At 65.2% G+C, this 18,214-nt stretch carries 13 protein-coding genes and 1 pseudogene; 11 read left to right on the top strand and 3 right to left on the bottom strand.

What is annotated here, in order from left to right; all coding sequences use genetic code 11:
• The first annotated feature begins 73 nt into the window (after positions 1–73).
• From CLG96_RS14715 to CLG96_RS14685, 7 genes are all read left to right on the top strand, one after another.
• Positions 74–733 carry a DUF4129 domain-containing protein gene (locus CLG96_RS14715; RefSeq protein WP_243395800.1) on the top strand — a complete coding sequence of 220 codons (660 nt, stop codon included), beginning with the start codon at positions 74–76 and terminating at the stop codon, positions 731–733.
• Positions 730–1,959, top strand: coding sequence for a hypothetical protein (locus CLG96_RS14710; RefSeq protein WP_107968931.1), 1,230 nt, complete (start codon positions 730–732; stop codon positions 1,957–1,959). The genes CLG96_RS14715 and CLG96_RS14710 overlap by 4 nt, the downstream gene beginning before the upstream one ends.
• Positions 1,949–2,905 (top strand): AAA family ATPase, encoded by a 957-nt coding sequence (locus CLG96_RS14705; protein ID WP_107968929.1) that lies wholly within the window; start codon positions 1,949–1,951, stop codon positions 2,903–2,905. Before CLG96_RS14710 ends, CLG96_RS14705 begins: the two co-directional genes overlap by 11 nt.
• The gene (locus CLG96_RS14700; RefSeq protein WP_107968927.1) at positions 2,902–4,212 is read left to right on the top strand and encodes a DUF58 domain-containing protein; all 1,311 of its coding nucleotides are present in this window, start codon (positions 2,902–2,904) and stop codon (positions 4,210–4,212) included. Before CLG96_RS14705 ends, CLG96_RS14700 begins: the two co-directional genes overlap by 4 nt.
• Positions 4,209–5,225: a stage II sporulation protein M gene (locus CLG96_RS14695; protein ID WP_341476957.1), complete on the top strand. Its 1,017-nt coding sequence runs from the start codon at positions 4,209–4,211 to the stop codon at positions 5,223–5,225. Before CLG96_RS14700 ends, CLG96_RS14695 begins: the two co-directional genes overlap by 4 nt.
• Entirely contained in the window at positions 5,218–6,078 is an 861-nt protein-coding gene (locus CLG96_RS14690) for an RDD family protein (RefSeq protein ID WP_107968925.1), read from the top strand. Before CLG96_RS14695 ends, CLG96_RS14690 begins: the two co-directional genes overlap by 8 nt.
• A 71-nt stretch (positions 6,079–6,149) precedes the next feature.
• A complete protein-coding gene (locus CLG96_RS14685; protein ID WP_107968923.1) occupies positions 6,150–6,326 on the top strand; it encodes a LysR substrate-binding domain-containing protein in 177 nt (58 codons plus the stop codon).
• A gap of 175 nt (positions 6,327–6,501) precedes the next feature.
• On the opposite strand, the gene CLG96_RS14680 is transcribed toward CLG96_RS14685, so the two are convergent.
• Both CLG96_RS14680 and CLG96_RS14675 read right to left on the bottom strand, forming a co-directional pair.
• Entirely contained in the window at positions 6,502–7,269 is a 768-nt protein-coding gene (locus CLG96_RS14680; protein WP_107968921.1) for an isocitrate lyase/PEP mutase family protein, read from the bottom strand.
• Between the two features lie 14 nt (positions 7,270–7,283).
• Positions 7,284–8,339 (bottom strand): bifunctional transcriptional activator/DNA repair enzyme AdaA, encoded by a 1,056-nt coding sequence (locus CLG96_RS14675; RefSeq protein ID WP_107968919.1) that lies wholly within the window; start codon positions 8,337–8,339, stop codon positions 7,284–7,286.
• A 115-nt stretch (positions 8,340–8,454) separates the two neighbouring features.
• On the opposite strand from CLG96_RS14675, the pseudogene CLG96_RS14670 reads away from it, so the two are divergent.
• Both CLG96_RS14670 and CLG96_RS14665 read left to right on the top strand, forming a co-directional pair.
• A pseudogene (locus tag CLG96_RS14670) lies at positions 8,455–9,294 on the top strand (Tn3 family transposase); the annotation flags it as partial.
• Positions 9,295–9,615: 321 nt separating this feature from the next.
• Positions 9,616–10,437 carry an alpha/beta fold hydrolase gene (locus tag CLG96_RS14665; RefSeq protein ID WP_107968964.1) on the top strand — a complete coding sequence of 274 codons (822 nt, stop codon included), beginning with the start codon at positions 9,616–9,618 and terminating at the stop codon, positions 10,435–10,437.
• A 23-nt stretch (positions 10,438–10,460) separates the two neighbouring features.
• On the opposite strand, the gene CLG96_RS14660 is transcribed toward CLG96_RS14665, so the two are convergent.
• Entirely contained in the window at positions 10,461–15,686 is a 5,226-nt protein-coding gene (locus tag CLG96_RS14660) for a DUF4011 domain-containing protein (RefSeq protein WP_107968917.1), read from the bottom strand.
• A 226-nt stretch (positions 15,687–15,912) separates the two neighbouring features.
• Between CLG96_RS14660 and CLG96_RS14655 the strand changes: the two genes are divergently transcribed.
• Both CLG96_RS14655 and CLG96_RS14650 read left to right on the top strand, forming a co-directional pair.
• Positions 15,913–17,388 (top strand): NfeD family protein, encoded by a 1,476-nt coding sequence (locus CLG96_RS14655; RefSeq protein ID WP_243395799.1) that lies wholly within the window; start codon positions 15,913–15,915, stop codon positions 17,386–17,388.
• Positions 17,388–18,155 carry a slipin family protein gene (locus CLG96_RS14650; protein ID WP_107968913.1) on the top strand — a complete coding sequence of 256 codons (768 nt, stop codon included), beginning with the start codon at positions 17,388–17,390 and terminating at the stop codon, positions 18,153–18,155. Before CLG96_RS14655 ends, CLG96_RS14650 begins: the two co-directional genes overlap by 1 nt.
• Positions 18,156–18,214: the final 59 nt, after the last annotated feature.

The following is an 18,214-nucleotide window of genomic DNA, read 5'->3' as shown; positions in this document are numbered from 1 at the left end:
CCTGCGCTGTCTTGCAAGGCTGTTGCGAGCGGCTAAGCTCGCCGGCGGTGCAGGGGCGCGCCAGGGGGCATTCGTGGCTGCAGAGCATCGGTCCGGTATCGGGCCGCATATCGAGGGAGACGCCTTCGCGGCCGCCCATGAACGGCTACGCAGCGACAGCGCGATCCAGTTCGATCTGCCGAAATGGGCGCCGCCGCCGCAGCCGGAGTGGATGGCCGCGGTCGGACGCGCGCTGAAGGCGATCTTTCGCGTGCTGGGGCCCTATGCGCCCTATCTCCGCTACCTCCTCTGGGCCGCGATCGGCTGCATCCTCCTCTATCTGCTGTGGCGGCTGTATCGCGCATATGGGCATTTGCTGCGCCTGCGCGCGCCATCGGCGGAGACTGCGGAGGAGGAGATTGACTGGCGGCCCGAGGCGGCACCGGCCCGGGCGCTGCTGCGCGAGGCGGACAGGCTTGCAGCAGACGGCCGCTTCGCCGAGGCCGTGCACCTGCTCCTGCAACGGAGCATCGAGGATATTGAGCGGCACCGGCCCCGATTGGTTCGTCCCGCCTTTACCAGCCGCGACATCGCCGCCGCTGCCGCGCTGCCCGTCGCCGCCCGTGCGACCTTCGCGACGCTCGCCCGGACGGTCGAGCGCAGCCTGTTCGGAAGGCGCGTAGTCGATGCCGCCGACTGGCAGGCCTGCCGCACCGCCTATGAGGAATTCGCCTTTCCAGGACTGTGGCGATGAGCGGCGTCGGCCGTGGCGGCGGCACGCCCTTTTCCGGGCGGACGATATTCTGGGTGATCCTCGTCGGCGTCGTCGCCTTTGGCGGGCTGCTGCTGCTGGGCGCCTATGGGCCGGACCTGAACCGTTCCCGCAACGGCGGCGCGCATCCGCTGTCCATCTCGGCGGTCGGCTATAAGGGACTGGTGGACCTTATCGGCTATAGTGGCGGCAAGGCTGCGCTCCTGCGCGATGAGCGCGCGCTGGCCACCGAGGATCTTCTGATCCTCACTCCTGAAATCTCGACCAGTCCCGACGAAATCGCCAAGCGCGTCGAAAGCCGATTGGCCAAGCCGACGCTGATCGTGCTGCCGAAATGGCGCACCCAGGCGCAGGAACTGCATCGGGGTTGGGTCCAGAAGATGGGGATGGTCGATGCCACCGAGCTCGACGCGCTCATCGCCAAGATCGGCAATGCCAGGATCGCCACTATCGAGCAGCCGGAGGGCGCGTCCACCCGATTGCGCGCCACTGGCCTGTTATCGGAGACGGCGGCGATCATCCTGCCCGATGTCGTCCATCGCATCGAGGGAAAGTCGATCGAGCCCCTGCTTGTCGACGACAAGGGGCGGATGGTGCTGGCCGGTATAGGTGGCCGCAAGCTCTATATACTGGCCGAGCCCGACCTCCTCGCCAATCATGGCCTGAAGAGTGCGGCGACCGCGCGCGCGGCGCTGGCGATGCTCGATGACCTCAATGCGACCGGCGCGGAGGCGATCGCCTTCGATCTCACGCTGAACGGCTTCGGCTCCTCGAAGAATCTGCTGAAGCTCGGCTTCGAGCCGCCTTTCCTCGCGCTCACGCTCAGCCTGCTCGGCGCGGCGTTGCTCGCCGGTCTCCATGCCGCCGCCCGTTTCGGCCCGGCGCGCGACGAGGAACGGGCGATTTCCTTTGGCAAGCTCGCCCTCGTCGAAAATGTCGCGGCGCTCATCGTCCGTGCCCGGCGCGAAGCCAGCACCGGCTGGCGCTACGCGCTCCTCACGCGCGAGGCGGTAGCAATGGCGACCGGAGCGCCGCAGCGCGCCGACGAGGCGACGCTCATCGCCTATCTCGATCGGCTCGGCGACGGCCAAGCCGGAACCTACAGCGCGCTCGCCGAGGATGCGCGCCTCGCCGCCGATCGCGACGAGGTGCTCGCCGCAGCGCGCGCGCTCTATCATTGGCGAAGGAAATTCGTGCGTGAAGGTTGAAGACGTACAGGCGCTCGGCCAGCGTATCCGGGGCGAAATCGGCAAGGCCGTGATCGGGCAGGAGGAGACGGTCGGCCTGATGCTGGTGGCGTTGCTCGCCTCCGGCCATATCCTCCTCGAAGGGCCGCCCGGCACCGCCAAGACCTTCCTGGCCCAATGTTTCGCACGGACGATCGGGCTGGAATTCGGCCGGATTCAATTCACGCCGGATCTGATGCCGGGCGACATTCTCGGCGCCAACCTGTTCAATTTCCAGACGAGCAGCTTCACGCTCACCCGCGGCCCGATCTTCACCGAGCTGCTCCTCGCCGACGAGATCAACCGCACGCCGCCGAAGACGCAGGCGGCACTGCTCGAGGCGATGCAGGAGCATAGCGTCACCATCGACGGAGAAACGCATCCGCTTGGTGCACGCTTCATGGTCGTCGCGACGCAGAATCCGATCGAGCAGCAAGGTGTCTATCCGCTGCCCGAAGCCCAGCTCGATCGCTTCCTCTTCAAACAGACGGTCGCCTATCCCTCTATCGAGGAGGAGCGGCGGATCATCGCCGGCCATGGCGCGCGTTTGGGCGCGCAGAAGCCGGAAGACTGGCAGGTCGAGCCGCAGGCCGATGCCGCGACCCTCGACGCCGCGATCCGGGCGGTCTCCGGCGTCCGGCTCGTCGATGAAGTGATCGACTATATTCTGGCGCTGATCCGGGCGACGCGCGAGGTGGCGGATCTGGAGAGCGGCGCGAGCCCCCGGTCCGGCGCGATGCTGGCGGCGGCCGCGCGCGCCCATGCGGCGCTCGACGGACGGGATTATGTGATTCCCGATGATGTGAAGACGCTCGCGCCGGCGATCCTGCGCCATCGCGTGATCCTGTCGCCCGCCGCCGAGATTGACGGCCGTCGCGCCGAGGAGGTGATCGCGGCGATGATCGAGCGCATCGAGGCGCCGCGTTGATATATCCCAGCGGGCGGGCGATCCTGTTGGCCGCGGCGGGGGCGCCCGTCGCCTTGCTGCTGGCCGTGCTGCTGCCGTCGCTCTGGTATCTGGGCGTCGGCTGGACACTGTTCGTCGCTGGACTGATGGTGGCGGACGCCCTCCTCGCGCCCCGCGCTGGCACCGCTAAGATCCGTGTCGAGGTGCCCGGCCATATCGGCGTCGGCGCCGCTCTGCCCGCGACTATCCATGTCGCCTTCCCGGCCGATCGCGCGCCGGCCACGGTGGAGGTTGCCCTTGCCGTCTCCCCGCTGCTTGAGGTGGCGGCGAGTGCGCCCCTGACGATCGCGGATGGCATGGGCGCCGTCTCGATCGAACTCGTCGCCGTTCGCCGCGGGACGGCGATGATCGAGCAGATCTGGCTGCGCTGGCGCGGGACGCTCGGCCTCGCCTGGACTCAGCGCACGCTCGCACCATCCTCGCGCATCATCGTCACGCCGGATATCCGCCCGGTGCAGCAGACGGCGGCGGCGCTTTTCCAGCGCAGCACGATGCAGGGCTTGCTCGCACAGCGCCACAGGGGCGACGGCGCCGAATTCGAAGCGCTTGCCGACTTCCGGCCGGGCATGGACAAGCGCAGCATCGACTGGAAGCAATCCGCCCGCCACAGGCGGCTGCTGGCGAAGGAATATCGGCCGGAGCGCAACAACAACATAGTCTTCGCGCTCGATGCCGGGCGGACGATGTGCGAGCCGGTCGCCGGGCTGCCGCGGATCGATCGCGCGGTTTCGGCGGCGCTTGTCTCGGCCTATGTCGCCTTGAAGCTCGGCGATCGCGTCAGCCTTTTCGGTTTCGACGCGCGGCCGCGCCTGGCGAGCGGCGCGGTGGCGGGAACGCGTTCCTTCGGCGCGCTGCAGCGCCTCGCCGCCAGCCTCGACTATACGACCAATGAGACGAACTACACGCTCGCTTTGACCACGCTCGACGGCCATCTCGACCGCCGTTCGATGGTCGTCCTATTCACCGAATTCACCGATGCAACGAGCGCCGAGCTGATGATCCGCGCGCTCGGCGGGCTGATCGAGCGTCATCTCGTCATTTTCGTGATGTTGAACGACGCGGAGCTTGAGGATGTGGTCGCCGCTGAACCGCAGGATGCCGCCGACGTCGCCCGCGCGGTGACCGCTGCCGACCTGCTGCGCGAGCGCAGGCTGGTGATGTCGCGGCTCGTCCATGCCGGCGTGCATGTGATCGAGGCGCGCCACGACCGCGTCGCGGTCCGGCTGGTCGACTATTATCTCGAACTGAAGCGCAGGAACCAGTTGTGAGCGATATCGCCGCGATCGATCCCGCCCTGACGATGCGCAGCTTCCGCGAGGCGCATGAGGCCGATTGGCGGCGGCTGGAGGATATTGTGGCGCGGGCCGAGCGGAAATCGGTCCGATCGCTGGCGGACGAGGATCTGTTCGCTCTGCCGCTGCTCTATCGCTCCGCGCTCTCGTCGCTGTCCGTGGCGCGCGACACGTCGCTCGACAAGGCGCTGGTCGATTATCTCGAGAGCCTCTGCACGCGCGCTTATATGTTCGTCTATGGCGTGCGCACTTCGCCGGGCTCGCGCCTCGCGCGCTTCTTCCGTCGGGACTGGCCCGCCGCGATCCGTGCGATCGCGATGGAGACGATCATCGTCGCGCTGATGATGATCGCCGGTGCGGTCGCCGGCTATCTGCTCGTGCGGCACGATCCGAGCTGGTTCTACGAGATCATCCCCGCCGGCCTGGCCGACGGCCGCGATCCGGGCGCCTCGACGGCCTCGCTCGAGGCGGCGCTCCAGGACGACGGCAGCGCGAATGGCGATGCGCTCGGGGCCTTCGCCGCCTTCCTCTTCACCCATAATGCCCAGATTGCGATCCTCGCCTTCGCGCTCGGCTTCGCCTTCGGCATCCCGACCCTGCTGCTGATCGCCTATAATGGGATCATGCTCGGCGCCTTTCTCGCACTCTATGTGCCGCGCGGGCTCGGGCCGATGGTGGGCGGCTGGCTTGCGATCCATGGCACGACCGAACTGTTCGCGATTATCCTGGCCGGCGCGGCCGGGCTCAGGATCGGCCGGAGCGTGATGTTCCCGGGCGGTGCGACACGGATGGCGGCGGCAGTTCGTGCGGGGCAGACCGCGGCGACGGCGATGGCGGGCGTGGTGCTGATGCTGATGGTGGCGGGCCTGCTCGAAGGCATTGGCCGCCAGACGATCACTACGATGCCCGTCCGCTACCTGATCGGCGCCGCCGCGCTCGCCGGCTGGTGCGTCTATTATTATCTCGTGGGGCGCGGTGCGAATGACTGAGACGAGCCTGCAGCGCCGGTTCGTGACGCCCGAGGGCGTCGACTTGCGGCTCCAGCTCGGCGCGGCAAGCCAGCGGGTGACGGCGTTCATGCTGGATCTGGCGTTCATGCTCGGCACGCTGATTCTCTTCACCATCGCCGTCGCGCTGATCGCCTGGGGGACGGGGTGGAACGGCATCGGCCTCATCGTTGCCCTGTGGCTGCTCGGCTTCTTCCTGCTCCGGAACGCCTGGTTCATCCTCTTCGAGATGGGTGGCCGGGCGGCGACGCCGGGCAAGCGGATCCTTGGCCTGCGGGTTGTCGCGCGCAATGGCGGCCGGCTTACGGGCGATGCCGTGATCGCCCGCAACGCGATGCGCGAGATCGAATTCTTCCTGCCGCTTTCATTCCTGGGCATACGTGCCGCCGAGGGAATGGCCGGGGCCTGGACGGCGATCTTCGGCCTGGCCTGGAGCGGCATCTTCCTGTTCTTTCCGCTCCTCAACCGCGATCGGCTGCGCGTCGGCGATCTGCTCGCCGGAACCTGGGTCATCTCTACGCCGAAACGCCGGCTCGGCCTCGATCTCGGGCAGGCGCCGCAGCGAACGGCCTATGATTTCAGCAAGGCGCAACTGGACGCCTATGGCATTTACGAGCTGCAGAAGCTGGAGGAGGTGCTGCGCCGGCGCGATTGGCAGCAGATGTACGCCGTCGCGACGAGTATCCGCAACCGCATCGGCTGGCGCCACGGCCCGGACGATGCTGAATTCCTTGCCGCTTATTATGCCGCGCTCCGCGATCATCTCGAACGAGGCCTGCTGTTCGGCGTGCGACGCGCCGACAAGCATGATGAAGGACGGGGCAGGCAGGGCTAAGATCCTCGGGAGGCAGCCCCATGGTTTGATGAGCGCATAGGATTTCCTCAGGCAATGCTGGCGCCGACATCATGTTGAAATCCGCCATCGACGTGGCTGCGGATCTCGCCGCCGGCCGGCTCGAGCGCGTCCTGCCCGATTGGGCAAGCGCGTCGGCGCCGATCTATGCGCTCTATCCCTCGGGCCGATACCCTTCCGCGAAGCTGCGCGCATTTCTCTCTGCAATGGCCACGCATCTCGGCAGCTAGCCGACCCAAGCGATCTCGGGGTCGGCTCCGGCTGAGGGCGAAATGACACCCTAAGCCGCCGTGTTTACTTTTTTGCCATAGAAGTGATTTTCGGTGCTTCGATGCGCAACCGTTGTGGTGACAGCAAGTTCACTATCGCAGAGTTCGGCGCATGAAGGCCTTCAACCATCTAAGATCACCGGTCCTTCGAAGCGATGAAGGCTGCCTTCAAACCGTCCGCGAAATCGAAATATGGTCCTGGCCCGCAAGAAATCCGCGCAACGCCTGATGATGAGAGTTCGGCTTTCTCAGGCGCCGTTCCAATCCGCATCACATTCACGGGCAAATCGACGTTTTCGCAGATGACTTGTATCAGGGAGACATCAGTGAGACCGGGGACGAAGAAACCAGAGGCGCCGGCAAGCGCATAGGCTTTGGCGCGTGTTATAGCCTCATCGACGAGTCCGCTGTATTTGTTGTTGTCGTTTTCACGCAGGAACAGATCAGTTCGAGCATTTATGAAAAGGGGCATATTTGCAGATTCTGCTGCTTCGCGTATCGTAGAAATGCGGTCGCATTGCTCGGATATGGTATAGAGACCGTCACCGTTGACAAGCTGATCTTCAAAGTTGATGCCGACAGCGCCGGACGCAATCAGTCTGGATGTGTTCTCGGCCAACCCTGAAAGATTATCGGCATATCCACCCTCGAAATCGACCGTGATCGGCAGATCAACCGTGTTGCAAATGCGTGAAACTATCGTCAGCACCAAATCAAGGGGGATCTGTTGGCCGTCTTGATATCCGTGGGCGATCGCCATGGACATGCTACCGGTCGCAATGGCCGGAGCTCCTGCCTCGGCAATAACTTTAGCGCCGCCAGCATCCCAGATATTGTACAGGAAGAGTGGATCTTCAGAACGGTGAAGCGAGGCGAAGTGCTTTGCTTTATTGATTTGTGACATGACGATTATTCCTTTTAATGAACTGCAAATTGCCGTTCAATCTCGATAAGTTTTTGTTTCCGCCACAGGCCGCCTCCATAGCCTGTTAGCGATCCGTCTGCGCCGATGACCCGGTGGCATGGGATAATCAGTGCGATTTGATTTGCGCCGTTCGCACGCGCAACGGCTCGCGTAGCCATCGGCTTGCCTATGGCTTGCGCGATCTCGCTATAGCTGCGAACTTCACCGGCGGGGATTTCACGCAAGACGTCCCAAACGCTGCGCGTAAAATCACTTCCCTGAAGAGCGAGTGGAACGGTAAAGACCGACGAGTTTCCGGAGAAATAGTCGGCGAGTTGAGCCTCCAATGTGACGTGTGGAGCAAGTTTGCCGACCCCGAGACTGCCTTTGGACAGCTCGAATAACCTCTTCAATTCCGTGGAAAGCGCCTTTCGGTCCGCAAACTCAAGAAGATGGATTGCCCGTTTGTCGGACACCGCAATCATTGTTCCCAGCGGGGTTTGCAACCAGTGCGCTTGCAGCAGTGCATTTTCTGCCAGTCGGCCCGGAGCTTGACCGATGAGGCGCGAAAAGGCTGTGCGAAACGCCGATGGAGATTCAAACCCTGCTTCGTACTGGGCATCGATGACACGACCACCATCACCTATTGTCTCGAAGCCTCGTCTTAATCTCTCAAGTCGCGCCATCTCCAGAAAGGTCATGCCGAAATGTCGCTTGAAGCTCCGTCTTACCGTGGAAGGATCGAAGCCTGTACGCTCGACATCCTGTTCGCTCCAACGATGGCCGGGCCGGTCTGACAGGGCCTTCAGGAGAGCCACGACTGCCGGGTCAGCATTTGCAGCAGGGGCAACGGGATGGCACTTTAGACATGCCCGAAACCCCGCAGCCATGCATTCGGCGACAGTGCCGAAGAAACGGCAATTTTCCGCTTTGGGTTTCCGGGCTGGGCAGGTGAGACGACAGAACACGCCTGTCGATGTGACGCCGACATAAGCACGACCATCGTAGGAGGCGTCGCGTTCAAGGAGAGCTTTGTAGAGGGTATCTGTATCTGGCAAGGTAAATAGCATGTCTCTCCTTACATATTGTGCGGGCTCGGAGCAGACGAAAATCGGGCGTCTATTCAAATTGATCGGCACATGCAGGCGTGACCAACCGGCGAAATGACAGGTTCAGCCGCCGGCGCTCTCGCGCCTCGCACGTTGGCATGTCGAGAGCGAGGCCATGGATCAGGCGCTGGCGATGGTCGTGGCCGCGCAAGGCAAGTTGCCGATGTCCCGGTTCTGGGGCATGGGAACGACAGCATCAAGCGATGGTCAGTTCTTCCCTTCGGCACGACAGAGCGAGGCCATGAACATGGTCAACGCGAAGTACGGCAATGAGCCCGGCTGAAAGCCTACACCCACGTCAATGACCAAGCTGCGCATCCGCGACTTACCCTCGAAACGACTCTACATGTTCAATCCCGCAGCAATACCCAAGGATTCGCGCAGCCTGGTCGGCGGCGAAATTCGCGAAGAGTTGATTATTGCAAACTGGCCCGATCTCTTCCGCTGCGCGGCCACGATGGCCGCCGGCAAGATCAGACCAAGCCAGTTGCTACGAAAGCTTGCATCCTATCCCCGGCAGAACGATCTGGCGGCCGCTCTCCGCGAGGTCGGCCGCGTCGAGAATCCACTCTCTTTATCATAGAGTGGATTCTCGACACCGATATGCAGCGGCGCGCTCAGATCGGCTTCAACAAAGGCGAAGCGCACCACGCCCTCAAGAACGCCTTGCGCATTGGCAGGCAGGGTGAAATCCGCGATCGCACCACCGAGGGGCAACATTATCGGATCGCTGGGCTTAATCTGCTCATGGCGATCATCATCTACTGGAACACCGTCCATCTTGGTCACGCTGTCGCCGAACGGCGAGATGAAGGCCTTGATGTGCCGTCCGAACTTCTAGCCCATATCTCTCCGCTAGGCTGGGCGCATCCTGCTGACCGGTGAATATCTTTGGCCCACGGAGGCAAACGCTTAGGCTGTCATTCCGCCCCCAGCCGGAACCGACTCCATCCCTGTTCAGCTATACGAAGATATGATCGCCCCATGCTCCAAGTCTGATGGATGAAGGGCAGCCGCATGGTGGATCCTCTGCCTCGCAACGGCCGGAACCGGCCCGGAAAGACATGTGCGAGGAGGCTTTATGCACGCTCAGAACGATCATGATGCAACGATGGTCTCCCGGCGCTCGGCGCTTGTCGGGGGCATCGGAATCGCGGCCGCCGCGGCCGCGACCAGGCCGGCGACGGCGTTCGCCGCACCGGCCGCCAGCCATCATGGCAGCACGGGATCCCAAGCCATGAACATGCTTATGACGAAGGACGGAACGCAGATCTATTATAAGGACTGGGGCAAGGGGCAGCCAGTCGTCTTCAGCCATGGCTGGCCGCTCACCGCCGACGCCTGGGAGGATCAGATGCTCTTCCTCGCCGCCAATGGCTTTCGCGCGATCGCGCATGACCGGCGCGGTCATGGCCGGTCGAGCCAGCCCTGGGACGGCAATGACATGGATCATTATGCCGACGATCTGGCCGAACTGTTCGAGGCGCTCGACCTGAAGGACGTCATCATGGTCGGCCACTCCACCGGCGGCGGCGAGGTCGCCCGCTATATCGGCCGCCACGGCACCAGGCGCGTCGCCAAGGCCGTGCTGGTCGGCGCGGTGCCGCCGATCATGCTGAAGACCGCCGCCTATCCCGGCGGGCTGCCGATCGAGGTGTTCGATGGGATCCGCAAGGGCGTCGCAGCCGACCGCTCGCAATTCTTCAAGGATATCACCACACCCTTCTTCGGGGGCAACCGGGAAGGATCGAAGGTCACGCAGGGCATGCGCGACAGCTTCTGGATGCAGGGCATGATGGGCGGGCTCAAGAACCAGCTCGATTGTATCAAGGCCTTCTCGGAGACCGACTTTACCGAGGACCTGAAGAAGTTCGACGTCCCGACGCTCATCCTCCATGGCGATGACGACCAGATCGTGCCGATCGGCAATTCGGCGCTGCTGTCGTCGAAGCTCGTCAGGGGCGCGCAGCTCAAAATCTACAAGGGCGGCGACCATGGCCTCGCCCAGACCCATAAGGAGCAGCTCAACGCCGATCTGCTCGCCTTCGCAAAGGGCTGATCCGACGCGATCAGCCCTTTGAGTCAAAGCGCCGGCTGGACGGTCGTCTGCCCTGGCGCCTCGACGGCCGCTTGCCCGGCCGCGCGCGCGCGCGAAGCCGCCAGCAGCTCTTCGATGGCGCGGTGGAGTCGGTCCGCCGCGCCCGCCTTGTCGATCCACCAATCGGTCGACCAGATGCGGAGCAGCTCCCATCCCAGGCCGTTCAGGATCGCGGCGCGCACCTTGTCGCGATCGCGGGCGGTGGCGGCGCTATGATAGGTGGCGCCGTCGCATTCCACGCCGGCCAGATAATCGCCCGGCCGATCCGGATGGACGATGCCGATGTCGATGCGGAAGCGCGACACGCCGATCTGCGGCACCACCGTCCAGCCGCGCCGGGTCAGTTCGGCGGCGACAGCTTCCTCGAAGGGGGATTCGAAGCCGCCGACCGATCCATGGACGGCCTCCGCCAGCGCGCGCGGCCCGCGATCGGCGAATTCGAGGAAATGCTTGAGATCGGCAACCGCGCGGGCGCTGGTGCGGTTGAGGTCGATCATGCTGGAATCGAAGGAGGTGAAGACGATCATCTCCTGCCGCGCGCGCGTGACGGCCACGTTCAGCCGACGCCAGCCGCCCTGCGCGTTGAGCGCGCCGAACGACATGGACATCGTCTTCGCGCCCGGCTCGGTCGGGCCGAAGCCGATGCCCAGGATGATGAGGTCGCGTTCGTCGCCCTGCACCGTCTCGAGATTCTTGACCACCACGGGCTCGGTCCGGTCCTCGCCGAAATGGGGCTCGATCTCCGGATGCTCGCGGCGTGCCTTGTCGAGCAGATCCTCGATCAGCTTCTGCTGATCGGCATTGAGCGTGATGATGCCGAGCGTGCGGCCGGCCGCGACGAAGGCGGGATCGGTCAGGCGGCGAACCGCCTCGTCCACCATCGCCTGGGCTTCGATCTGGTTGGTTCGGCCGCGCCCACGCGCATAGACGCCGTCCACGCGCCGCCATTCCACCGCGCTCGCGCGCGTGACCGGGGCAGGGAAGGTGACGAGGCCGCTCTCATAATAGCGGTGGTTGGAAAAGGCGATCAGGCTCTCATGCCGGCTGCGATAATGCCAGCTCAGCGAATGCATCGGCACGCCGGCGGCGAGGCATTCGTCCAGGATGCTCTCCATATCCTCTTCGGTGTCGGCATCGCTGTCCGTTGCATTGGCCGATCGGGTGAAGAAGCTGGTGGGCGGCATCTGCCGGGGATCGCCGGCGACGACCACCTGCCGGCCGCGCGCCATCGCCCCGATCGCATCCCAAGGCGCGATCTGCGACGCCTCGTCGAATATCACAAGGTCGAACAGCGCCTGGTCCGGCGGCAGATATTGGGCGATCGACAGCGGGCTCATTAACATGCAGGGCGCGAGCCGGGTGAAGGCGTCGCCCATCTCGGTCGCGAGCTGCCGGATCGGCTTGTGCCGGCGCTGGAGCTGAAGCTGATGCTTCAGAACGGCATATCCGTCCTTCTTGCCCACGCTTTCCTTGGCCGGAATATTCCCGCACAGCTTCGCGCGGATATAGCGGACCGACAGCTCGGCGAGCCGGTCTTCCAGCCGCCTGAACGCGGCGATATCGTCCATATGGACCGCGGGAGCGAATTGACGGAGCAGCGGCTCGGCATCGATCCGCTGGCTGGCGAACCAGCGCGCATAGCCCGTCTCGAACGCATCCGCCGCATCGCGGGGAAGCAGGGCTCCCGCCTCCATCGCGGTGACGAGCGGCATGAGCCCGGCGTCGATCGCGTCGGAGCGGGCGCGCTGCCATCCGGCCCAGGCCTGCAATCGCGCCTGATGGGCGATCACCGCCTCGGCCGAGGCGCGCAATGCCTCATGGCCGTTCCCATCCTCGGCAAGGGCGAGCTTGCTGAAGGCGCCGGCCGCCTGGCCGAGCGCCGCAACCGCTCCGCCGAAGCGATCCGCCGCGCGCGCGATCGCGCCATCGGGGCCGAGCAGATCATTCGCATCGACCGCCAGATTGGAGGCCGCACGGCGCAGCGCCCCAAGATGCTCGGGATCCGTTGCGGTGGAGTTGATCGCGGCGCGCAGCCGCTCGATAAAGGCGCAGGCTGGTTCCACCGACGCTATGTCGCTGGCGAGCCCGGACCAGCCCGGCACGCCGATGAGCCGGGGCGCCAATGCGTCCAGCTCCGTCAGCAGCCGCGCCATCGCCTCCAGCCGTGGCAGATCGGTTTCGGGGTCCACTTGGCCGGCAGCACCTCCCGCTTCGCCGAGCGCACGCGCAACCTTGCGCTTGGCGAAGGTAGCGAAGAACCAGAATTTCTGGCCCGCCGCCTGCCAGTCGCCACGGATCGCGGCCAGATCGATCCTCCGCGCGGCTTCCGGGGCATAGGCCGCCGACAGTGCCGCCTCCTCGGCGCGGTAGCGATCGAGTAAGGCGATCGCCTCGCGTGCGGCGATCAGCCTGTCCGCCATGTCGGGCGCGAAGGCCAGGCGCACGTCCCGCTTATGGGCTTCGAGCAGGAGCGAGACGAAGCGCTGCAAACGCTCCAGACCGTCGCCGTCCGCCGCCGCCAGCGGGAGCCGTGTCGCCTCAAGCAGCGCGTCGCGCGCCGCGAGCATGGCGTCGATCGCGGGCGGAACGCCGAGTGCTGCGGCGACGATCGCCTCCTGCCAGCCATTCGACCAGTCATTGCACGTCACCGCCGCGAGACTGTCGCAAAGTTCCTCGACATCGCTGCGCGCCAGCCCGAGCCGCCGCGCGAGATCGCGAAAGCGGGCGAGATCCGCCTCATCATGCTGCGTACTTGCTGCGAAAGCGAGGCGCGGGCTTGCTTCCGTCCAGTCGCGCACGACCCGGCCGATCGCCTGATGGAGCGTAAGGCCGTTCGCCTCCCGGCGGTGGAGCAGCCGGACGACGTCGTTGAGGCTGTCCCGCAGCCGCTTCGCCTCGGCCGCCTCGCGCGTCCATTCTTCCTCGCTCAGCGTCTCGCGCGCGGTCCAGGCGCGGTCGAGCTGCTTGAGCACCTCGGCCTTGGTCGCTTTTGCGGAATGAAGCTCCAGGCAGAATTCGCCCAGCCCCTTCTCCTCCAGCCGACGCTGGACCACATCGAGCGCGGCCATTTTTTCCGCTACGAACAGCACGCGGCGGCCGAGCGCCAGATTATGCGCGATGATGTTCGCGATCGTCTGCGACTTGCCGGTGCCGGGAGGGCCATCGAGCACGAAATCATGCCCCTGCGCCGAAGCGACCACGGCGGCGAGCTGCGAGCTGTCGGCGGGGAGCGGCGTGAACAAGGCTGCGGGATCGATGCTGTCGTCCAGCCTCTCGGCCCGGGGAAATTCGCCCGATCGCTCGAAGCCGGCGCCGTCCCGCTCGATCAGATGACGGACGATCGGGCTTTCCTTCAGCCGGTCCGCACGATCGACCAGATCCTTCCACATCAGATATTTGGCGAAGGAGAAGGTGCCCAGCACGACATCCGGCACCACCTCGAATCCGGCCATGTCGCGCACCGCGCGGCGCATGGTGGTCCACACCTGCGCCACGTCGATCCCGCTCTCGTCGGTCGGCAGGGGCCCATCGAGCCCCGGAATGTTGAGCGCGAAATCCTGGCGCAGCAGCTCGATCAGCGTGAGGTTGAACCGCGGCTCGTCCTCATGATGCGTCATGACCACGCCGGACAGCACGCTCTTGCGCTCCAGCTTGACCGGCAGGAGGATGAGCGGCGCGCGATAGCTGCGCTCGTCGGTCGGGTTCTTCTTCCATTTGAGGAAGCCCAGCGCGAGGAACAGCGTATTGGCGCCGCCCTCGTCCATGTCGCTGCGGGCTTTACGGTAAAGGTCGATCAGCGCCGCTTCGAGCTTGTCCTTCTCGATGAGCGACAGCAGCTCGCCACGATCGAGCGCGGCGGTCGCCAGCTGCTCGCGCAGATTCTCGTTGGTCTGCGCCTCATAGAGCTTCTCGTCGCGTCCGGCGGGCGCGAGATCGGGCATGGGGACGATCCGCACCTTGCCCCCTGCCGCCAGTCGATCCTCCAGCGCGCCGGGATCGGGGCAGACCAGCCGGACGACCTTGCTGCCGTCGGGCACATGGAGCAGCCGGTTGCTGGTCGTGAGGTTGAGGAGCTTGCGCTGCCAGAGCGCGACGCGATCCCTGACCGCATCGGCCTCTTCCGCCACTTCGACGTCGAAGTCGGGCAAAGCGGGTGCGGCTTCCAGCGCCTCGGCGACAGGCGGCGCTTCCTCGCCGGATCCGGCCGGCCGCGTCCCGCCGACAAGGCCGAGCGGACGGATCTTCTGCATCCGCGCCCGCCGGACGTCGATCGCCATTTCGAACGGATCGGGCGCTTCCTCGGCGATGAGCCGGAGCGCGGTCTTCTCGGCCTGGGCGAAGCCGGGCGGATCGGCCTGCGTCGCCAGCGTCGTTTCGAAGACGAGCAGGTCCTTGAGGTCGATGCGGCGGCGCAGGGCGGCGGCCTCGTCGGTGATCAGCGCGGCGAACTCGACCGGCTGGAGCCAGACGCCGGCGAAGGCATGGCCGCGGGTGAGGATGATCAGCGGATTGAGGCCGGCCTGTTCCAGTGCCGCGGCGAAGAGCAGCGCAGTGTCGAGGCAGGTCGCGACCTGCCCCTCGAAGATCGCGCTCGGGCTGCGTATCTTCTGCCCGACATTTTCGAAGCTCGCCGGCGGGAGGGCGTAGGAGAGGCGAAAGCCGCACACGGCCGACCAGATCGCCGAGGCGATTTCCCAGACGCGCGTCCGGGATTTCGCCTCATAGCCGTCTATCCCGTCCTTGCGGCCGGCCCGCCGCAGCACATCGGACGCGGCCTTGAGCACGCGATCGACCGCGGGATCGTTCGGCATGACGAAGGCGGGCAGAAGCTCGGCCATGCTGCCGGTGCCGCCCCACTGATTGCGGGCGAGCAGTTCGACCGGATGGGTGACGGCGGCGAGCGTTTCGTCCTTCGCTTCCAGGCGGAGCGTCACGCTGCCGCTCAGGCTCTCGCCAAGATCGCCGAGAAAGCCGGCGTTGAGCGCGATGTCGCGGTCCGTGACGTGCAGCGTGGCACCGGGCGACAGCCGGTCGATGCGCCATGTCTTGGGCTGAAGGAAGGGCGGATCGGCGCTGAGGGTCAGGAGGAGATCGTCGACGGCCTGCTCGCCTGCATTCGCCAGCTCCAGTTCCCGCAACAGCGGTACGGCGTTCTGATGCGATGCGAAGCCGATCTTGCTGGCGACGACCGCGCCGATCCTGATGGTCATATATTGCCCCCCATGGAGGCATCTTTGCCGATCTATTCCGTGTATCGTCAATGGCTTGTCCGCCGGGTTGCGCCATTCCGGCAGTGAATCGAGGCCGTCATGGCTGCCGCTTCCGGATCGGCTTTCCGGGCAGCATCAGTTTCGCCCTTCATTCGTTGGGACTGTGATGCGCAACGGTGACCGGCTTCGGCCGGCTCGCTCTGCGCCCACCGGAAGGGCTTGGTGATTGTCGGTCGATCGAGATCATCCCGCAAAACAGCCGATGCGCGCGGGACCAATGGCGGGCCGGCGATATGGTCGCCTGCTGTCGCTGCTCGCGCTCATCCTTATCGGCATGCTCGCCCTCCGGATTCCGGCCATGGGGCAGGGACAGGCCGCGCGCGCGCCGGCCATCCTCCTTGACGTGGACGGCGCGATCGGCCCCGCAATGGCGGATTATGTAAGGCGCGGGCTCGGCATCGCCGCTCAACGTCATGCGCCGCTCGTGATAATCCGCATGGATACGCCGGGCGGGCTCGATCCGGCGATGCGGGCGATCATCCGCGACATCCTCGCCTCGCCGGTTCCGGTCGCAACCTTTGTCAGCCCCAGCGGCGCCCGGGCGGCGAGCGCCGGAACGTTCATCCTCTATGCCAGCCATGTCGCGGCCATGGCGCCGGGCACGAATGTGGGTGCTGCGACGCCGGTCGAGATAGGCGGCGGAATGCCGGGCCCCGGGCGTCGCGATGAGAAGGATGATGCGGCGGAGGGCGGGAAGGGCCAGAGCCAGCCCCAGAGCCAACCCAAGCCTGACAGCCCGATGGAGACGAAGGCGGTCAATGACGCGGTCGCCTATCTTCGCGCGCTGGCCGAGCTGCGGGGGCGCAATGCGGACTGGGCGGAACGTGCCGTCCGCGAGGCGGCGAGCCTCTCCGCCACGGCTGCGCTCGCGCAGCGCGTGATCGATATCCAGGCCCGCAATATCGGGGATCTGCTTGCCCAGGCGCATGGCCGGGCGGTGACCATCGCGGGAAAGCGCGTCATTCTGGACACGCGCGGCCTGAGCGTGGAGGAAATCGAGCCCGGCTGGCGGACCCGTCTGCTCGGGGCGATCACCAATCCCAATGTCGCGCTCATCCTGATGATGATCGGCGTCTATGGGCTGATCTTCGAATTCATGACCCCGGGCGCGCTCTATCCGGGCACGATCGGCGCGATCTGCCTGCTGGTCGGCCTCTATGCTTTCGCTGCGCTGCCGGTGAATTATGCGGGGGTGGGGCTGGCGCTGCTGGGCATCGGCCTGATGATCGCGGAAGCCTTCACGCCCTCCTTCGGCATTCTTGGGATCGGCGGTGCGATCGCGCTCGCGCTGGGCGCGACCATCCTCGTCGATAGCGACGTGCCCGACTTCCGGATCGACTGGCAGGTCATTGCCGGGATCGTCGCGGTCAGCCTGCTGTTCACGCTGGTGGTCGTTCGCCTGGCCTTTCGCGCGCGGTGGCAGGGCGTGGCGAGCGGGCGCGAACAGATGATCGGTGCGCGCGGGCTGACGCAGGATTGGGAGGGGCGCAGCGGCCATGTCTTCGTCCATGGCGAGCGCTGGAATGCGGTGAGCGAGGCGCCCGTGCGCGAGGGCGAGCCGGTCCGCATCGTCTCGCTCGATGGGCTGCTGCTTCACGTCGAGCCCGATCCGTCGGCGAAGGACAGAGAGAGGAGGGGCTGATGCTTCCCGGTCTTGCTTATTATATCCCCGCCATCATCCTCGCATTCGCCATCCTCGCGGCGGCGGTCAAGATATTGCGCGAATATGAGCGCGGCGTGGTGTTCACGCTGGGACGCTTCACCGGGGTCAAGGGACCGGGACTGATCCTGCTGATCCCCTTCGTCCAGCAGATGGTGCGCACCGATCTGCGTACGCGCGTGCTGGACGTGCCGACGCAGGATGTGATCAGCCACGATAATGTGTCGGTCAAGGTCAATGCGGTGATCTATTTCCGCATCGTGGAGCCTGACAAGGCGATCATCCAGGTTGCGGACTTCATGAACGCCACCAGCCAATTGGCGCAGACCACGCTTCGCTCGGTACTCGGCAAGCATGAACTGGACGAGATGCTCGCCGAACGGGACAGGCTCAATGCCGACATTCAGGAGATTCTCGACAAACATACCGACGCCTGGGGAATCAAGGTCGCCAATGTCGAGATCAAGCATATCGATCTCGACGAAACGATGATCCGTGCCATCGCCCGACAGGCCGAGGCCGAGCGCGAACGGCGCGCCAAGGTCATCAATGCCCAGGGCGAGCAGCAGGCCGCGGCGAAGCTGCTCGAGGCAGCCGATATATTGGGGCAGCGGCCGGAGGCGATGCAGCTGCGCTATCTCGGCACGCTCAACTTCATCGCCGGTGAGAGAAATTCGACGATCGTCTTTCCCTTTCCCATCGAGTTCGGCGACATATTGAAGGCTTCGGGGGCGAAGCGGGGCGATTGAAGGGGAAATTCACGGATAAGGGGGAACGATCCCGCCAAACCGTTCCTTTATGCGGCGCA

The organism is Sphingomonas oleivorans (genome assembly GCF_003050615.1).
GTDB lineage: Bacteria > Pseudomonadota > Alphaproteobacteria > Sphingomonadales > Sphingomonadaceae > Sphingomonas_H > Sphingomonas_H oleivorans.
This window is presented reverse-complemented; position numbering and strand designations above follow the sequence as displayed.

Excerpts from the sequence above, each read along its gene's own strand:
- CLG96_RS14650 (WP_107968913.1), top strand. The coding sequence starts at position 17,388 with ATGCTTCCCGGTCTTGCTTATTATATCCCCGCCATCATCCTCGCATTC.
- CLG96_RS14680 (WP_107968921.1), bottom strand. The coding sequence starts at position 7,269 with ATGTCACAAATCAATAAAGCAAAGCACTTCGCCTCGCTTCACCGTTCT.
- CLG96_RS14690 (WP_107968925.1), top strand. The coding sequence starts at position 5,218 with ATGACTGAGACGAGCCTGCAGCGCCGGTTCGTGACGCCCGAGGGCGTC.
- CLG96_RS14665 (WP_107968964.1), top strand. The coding sequence starts at position 9,616 with ATGAACATGCTTATGACGAAGGACGGAACGCAGATCTATTATAAGGAC.
- CLG96_RS14685 (WP_107968923.1), top strand. The coding sequence starts at position 6,150 with ATGTTGAAATCCGCCATCGACGTGGCTGCGGATCTCGCCGCCGGCCGG.
- CLG96_RS14710 (WP_107968931.1), top strand. The coding sequence starts at position 730 with ATGAGCGGCGTCGGCCGTGGCGGCGGCACGCCCTTTTCCGGGCGGACG.
- CLG96_RS14660 (WP_107968917.1), bottom strand. The coding sequence starts at position 15,686 with ATGACCATCAGGATCGGCGCGGTCGTCGCCAGCAAGATCGGCTTCGCA.
- CLG96_RS14675 (WP_107968919.1), bottom strand. The coding sequence starts at position 8,339 with ATGCTATTTACCTTGCCAGATACAGATACCCTCTACAAAGCTCTCCTT.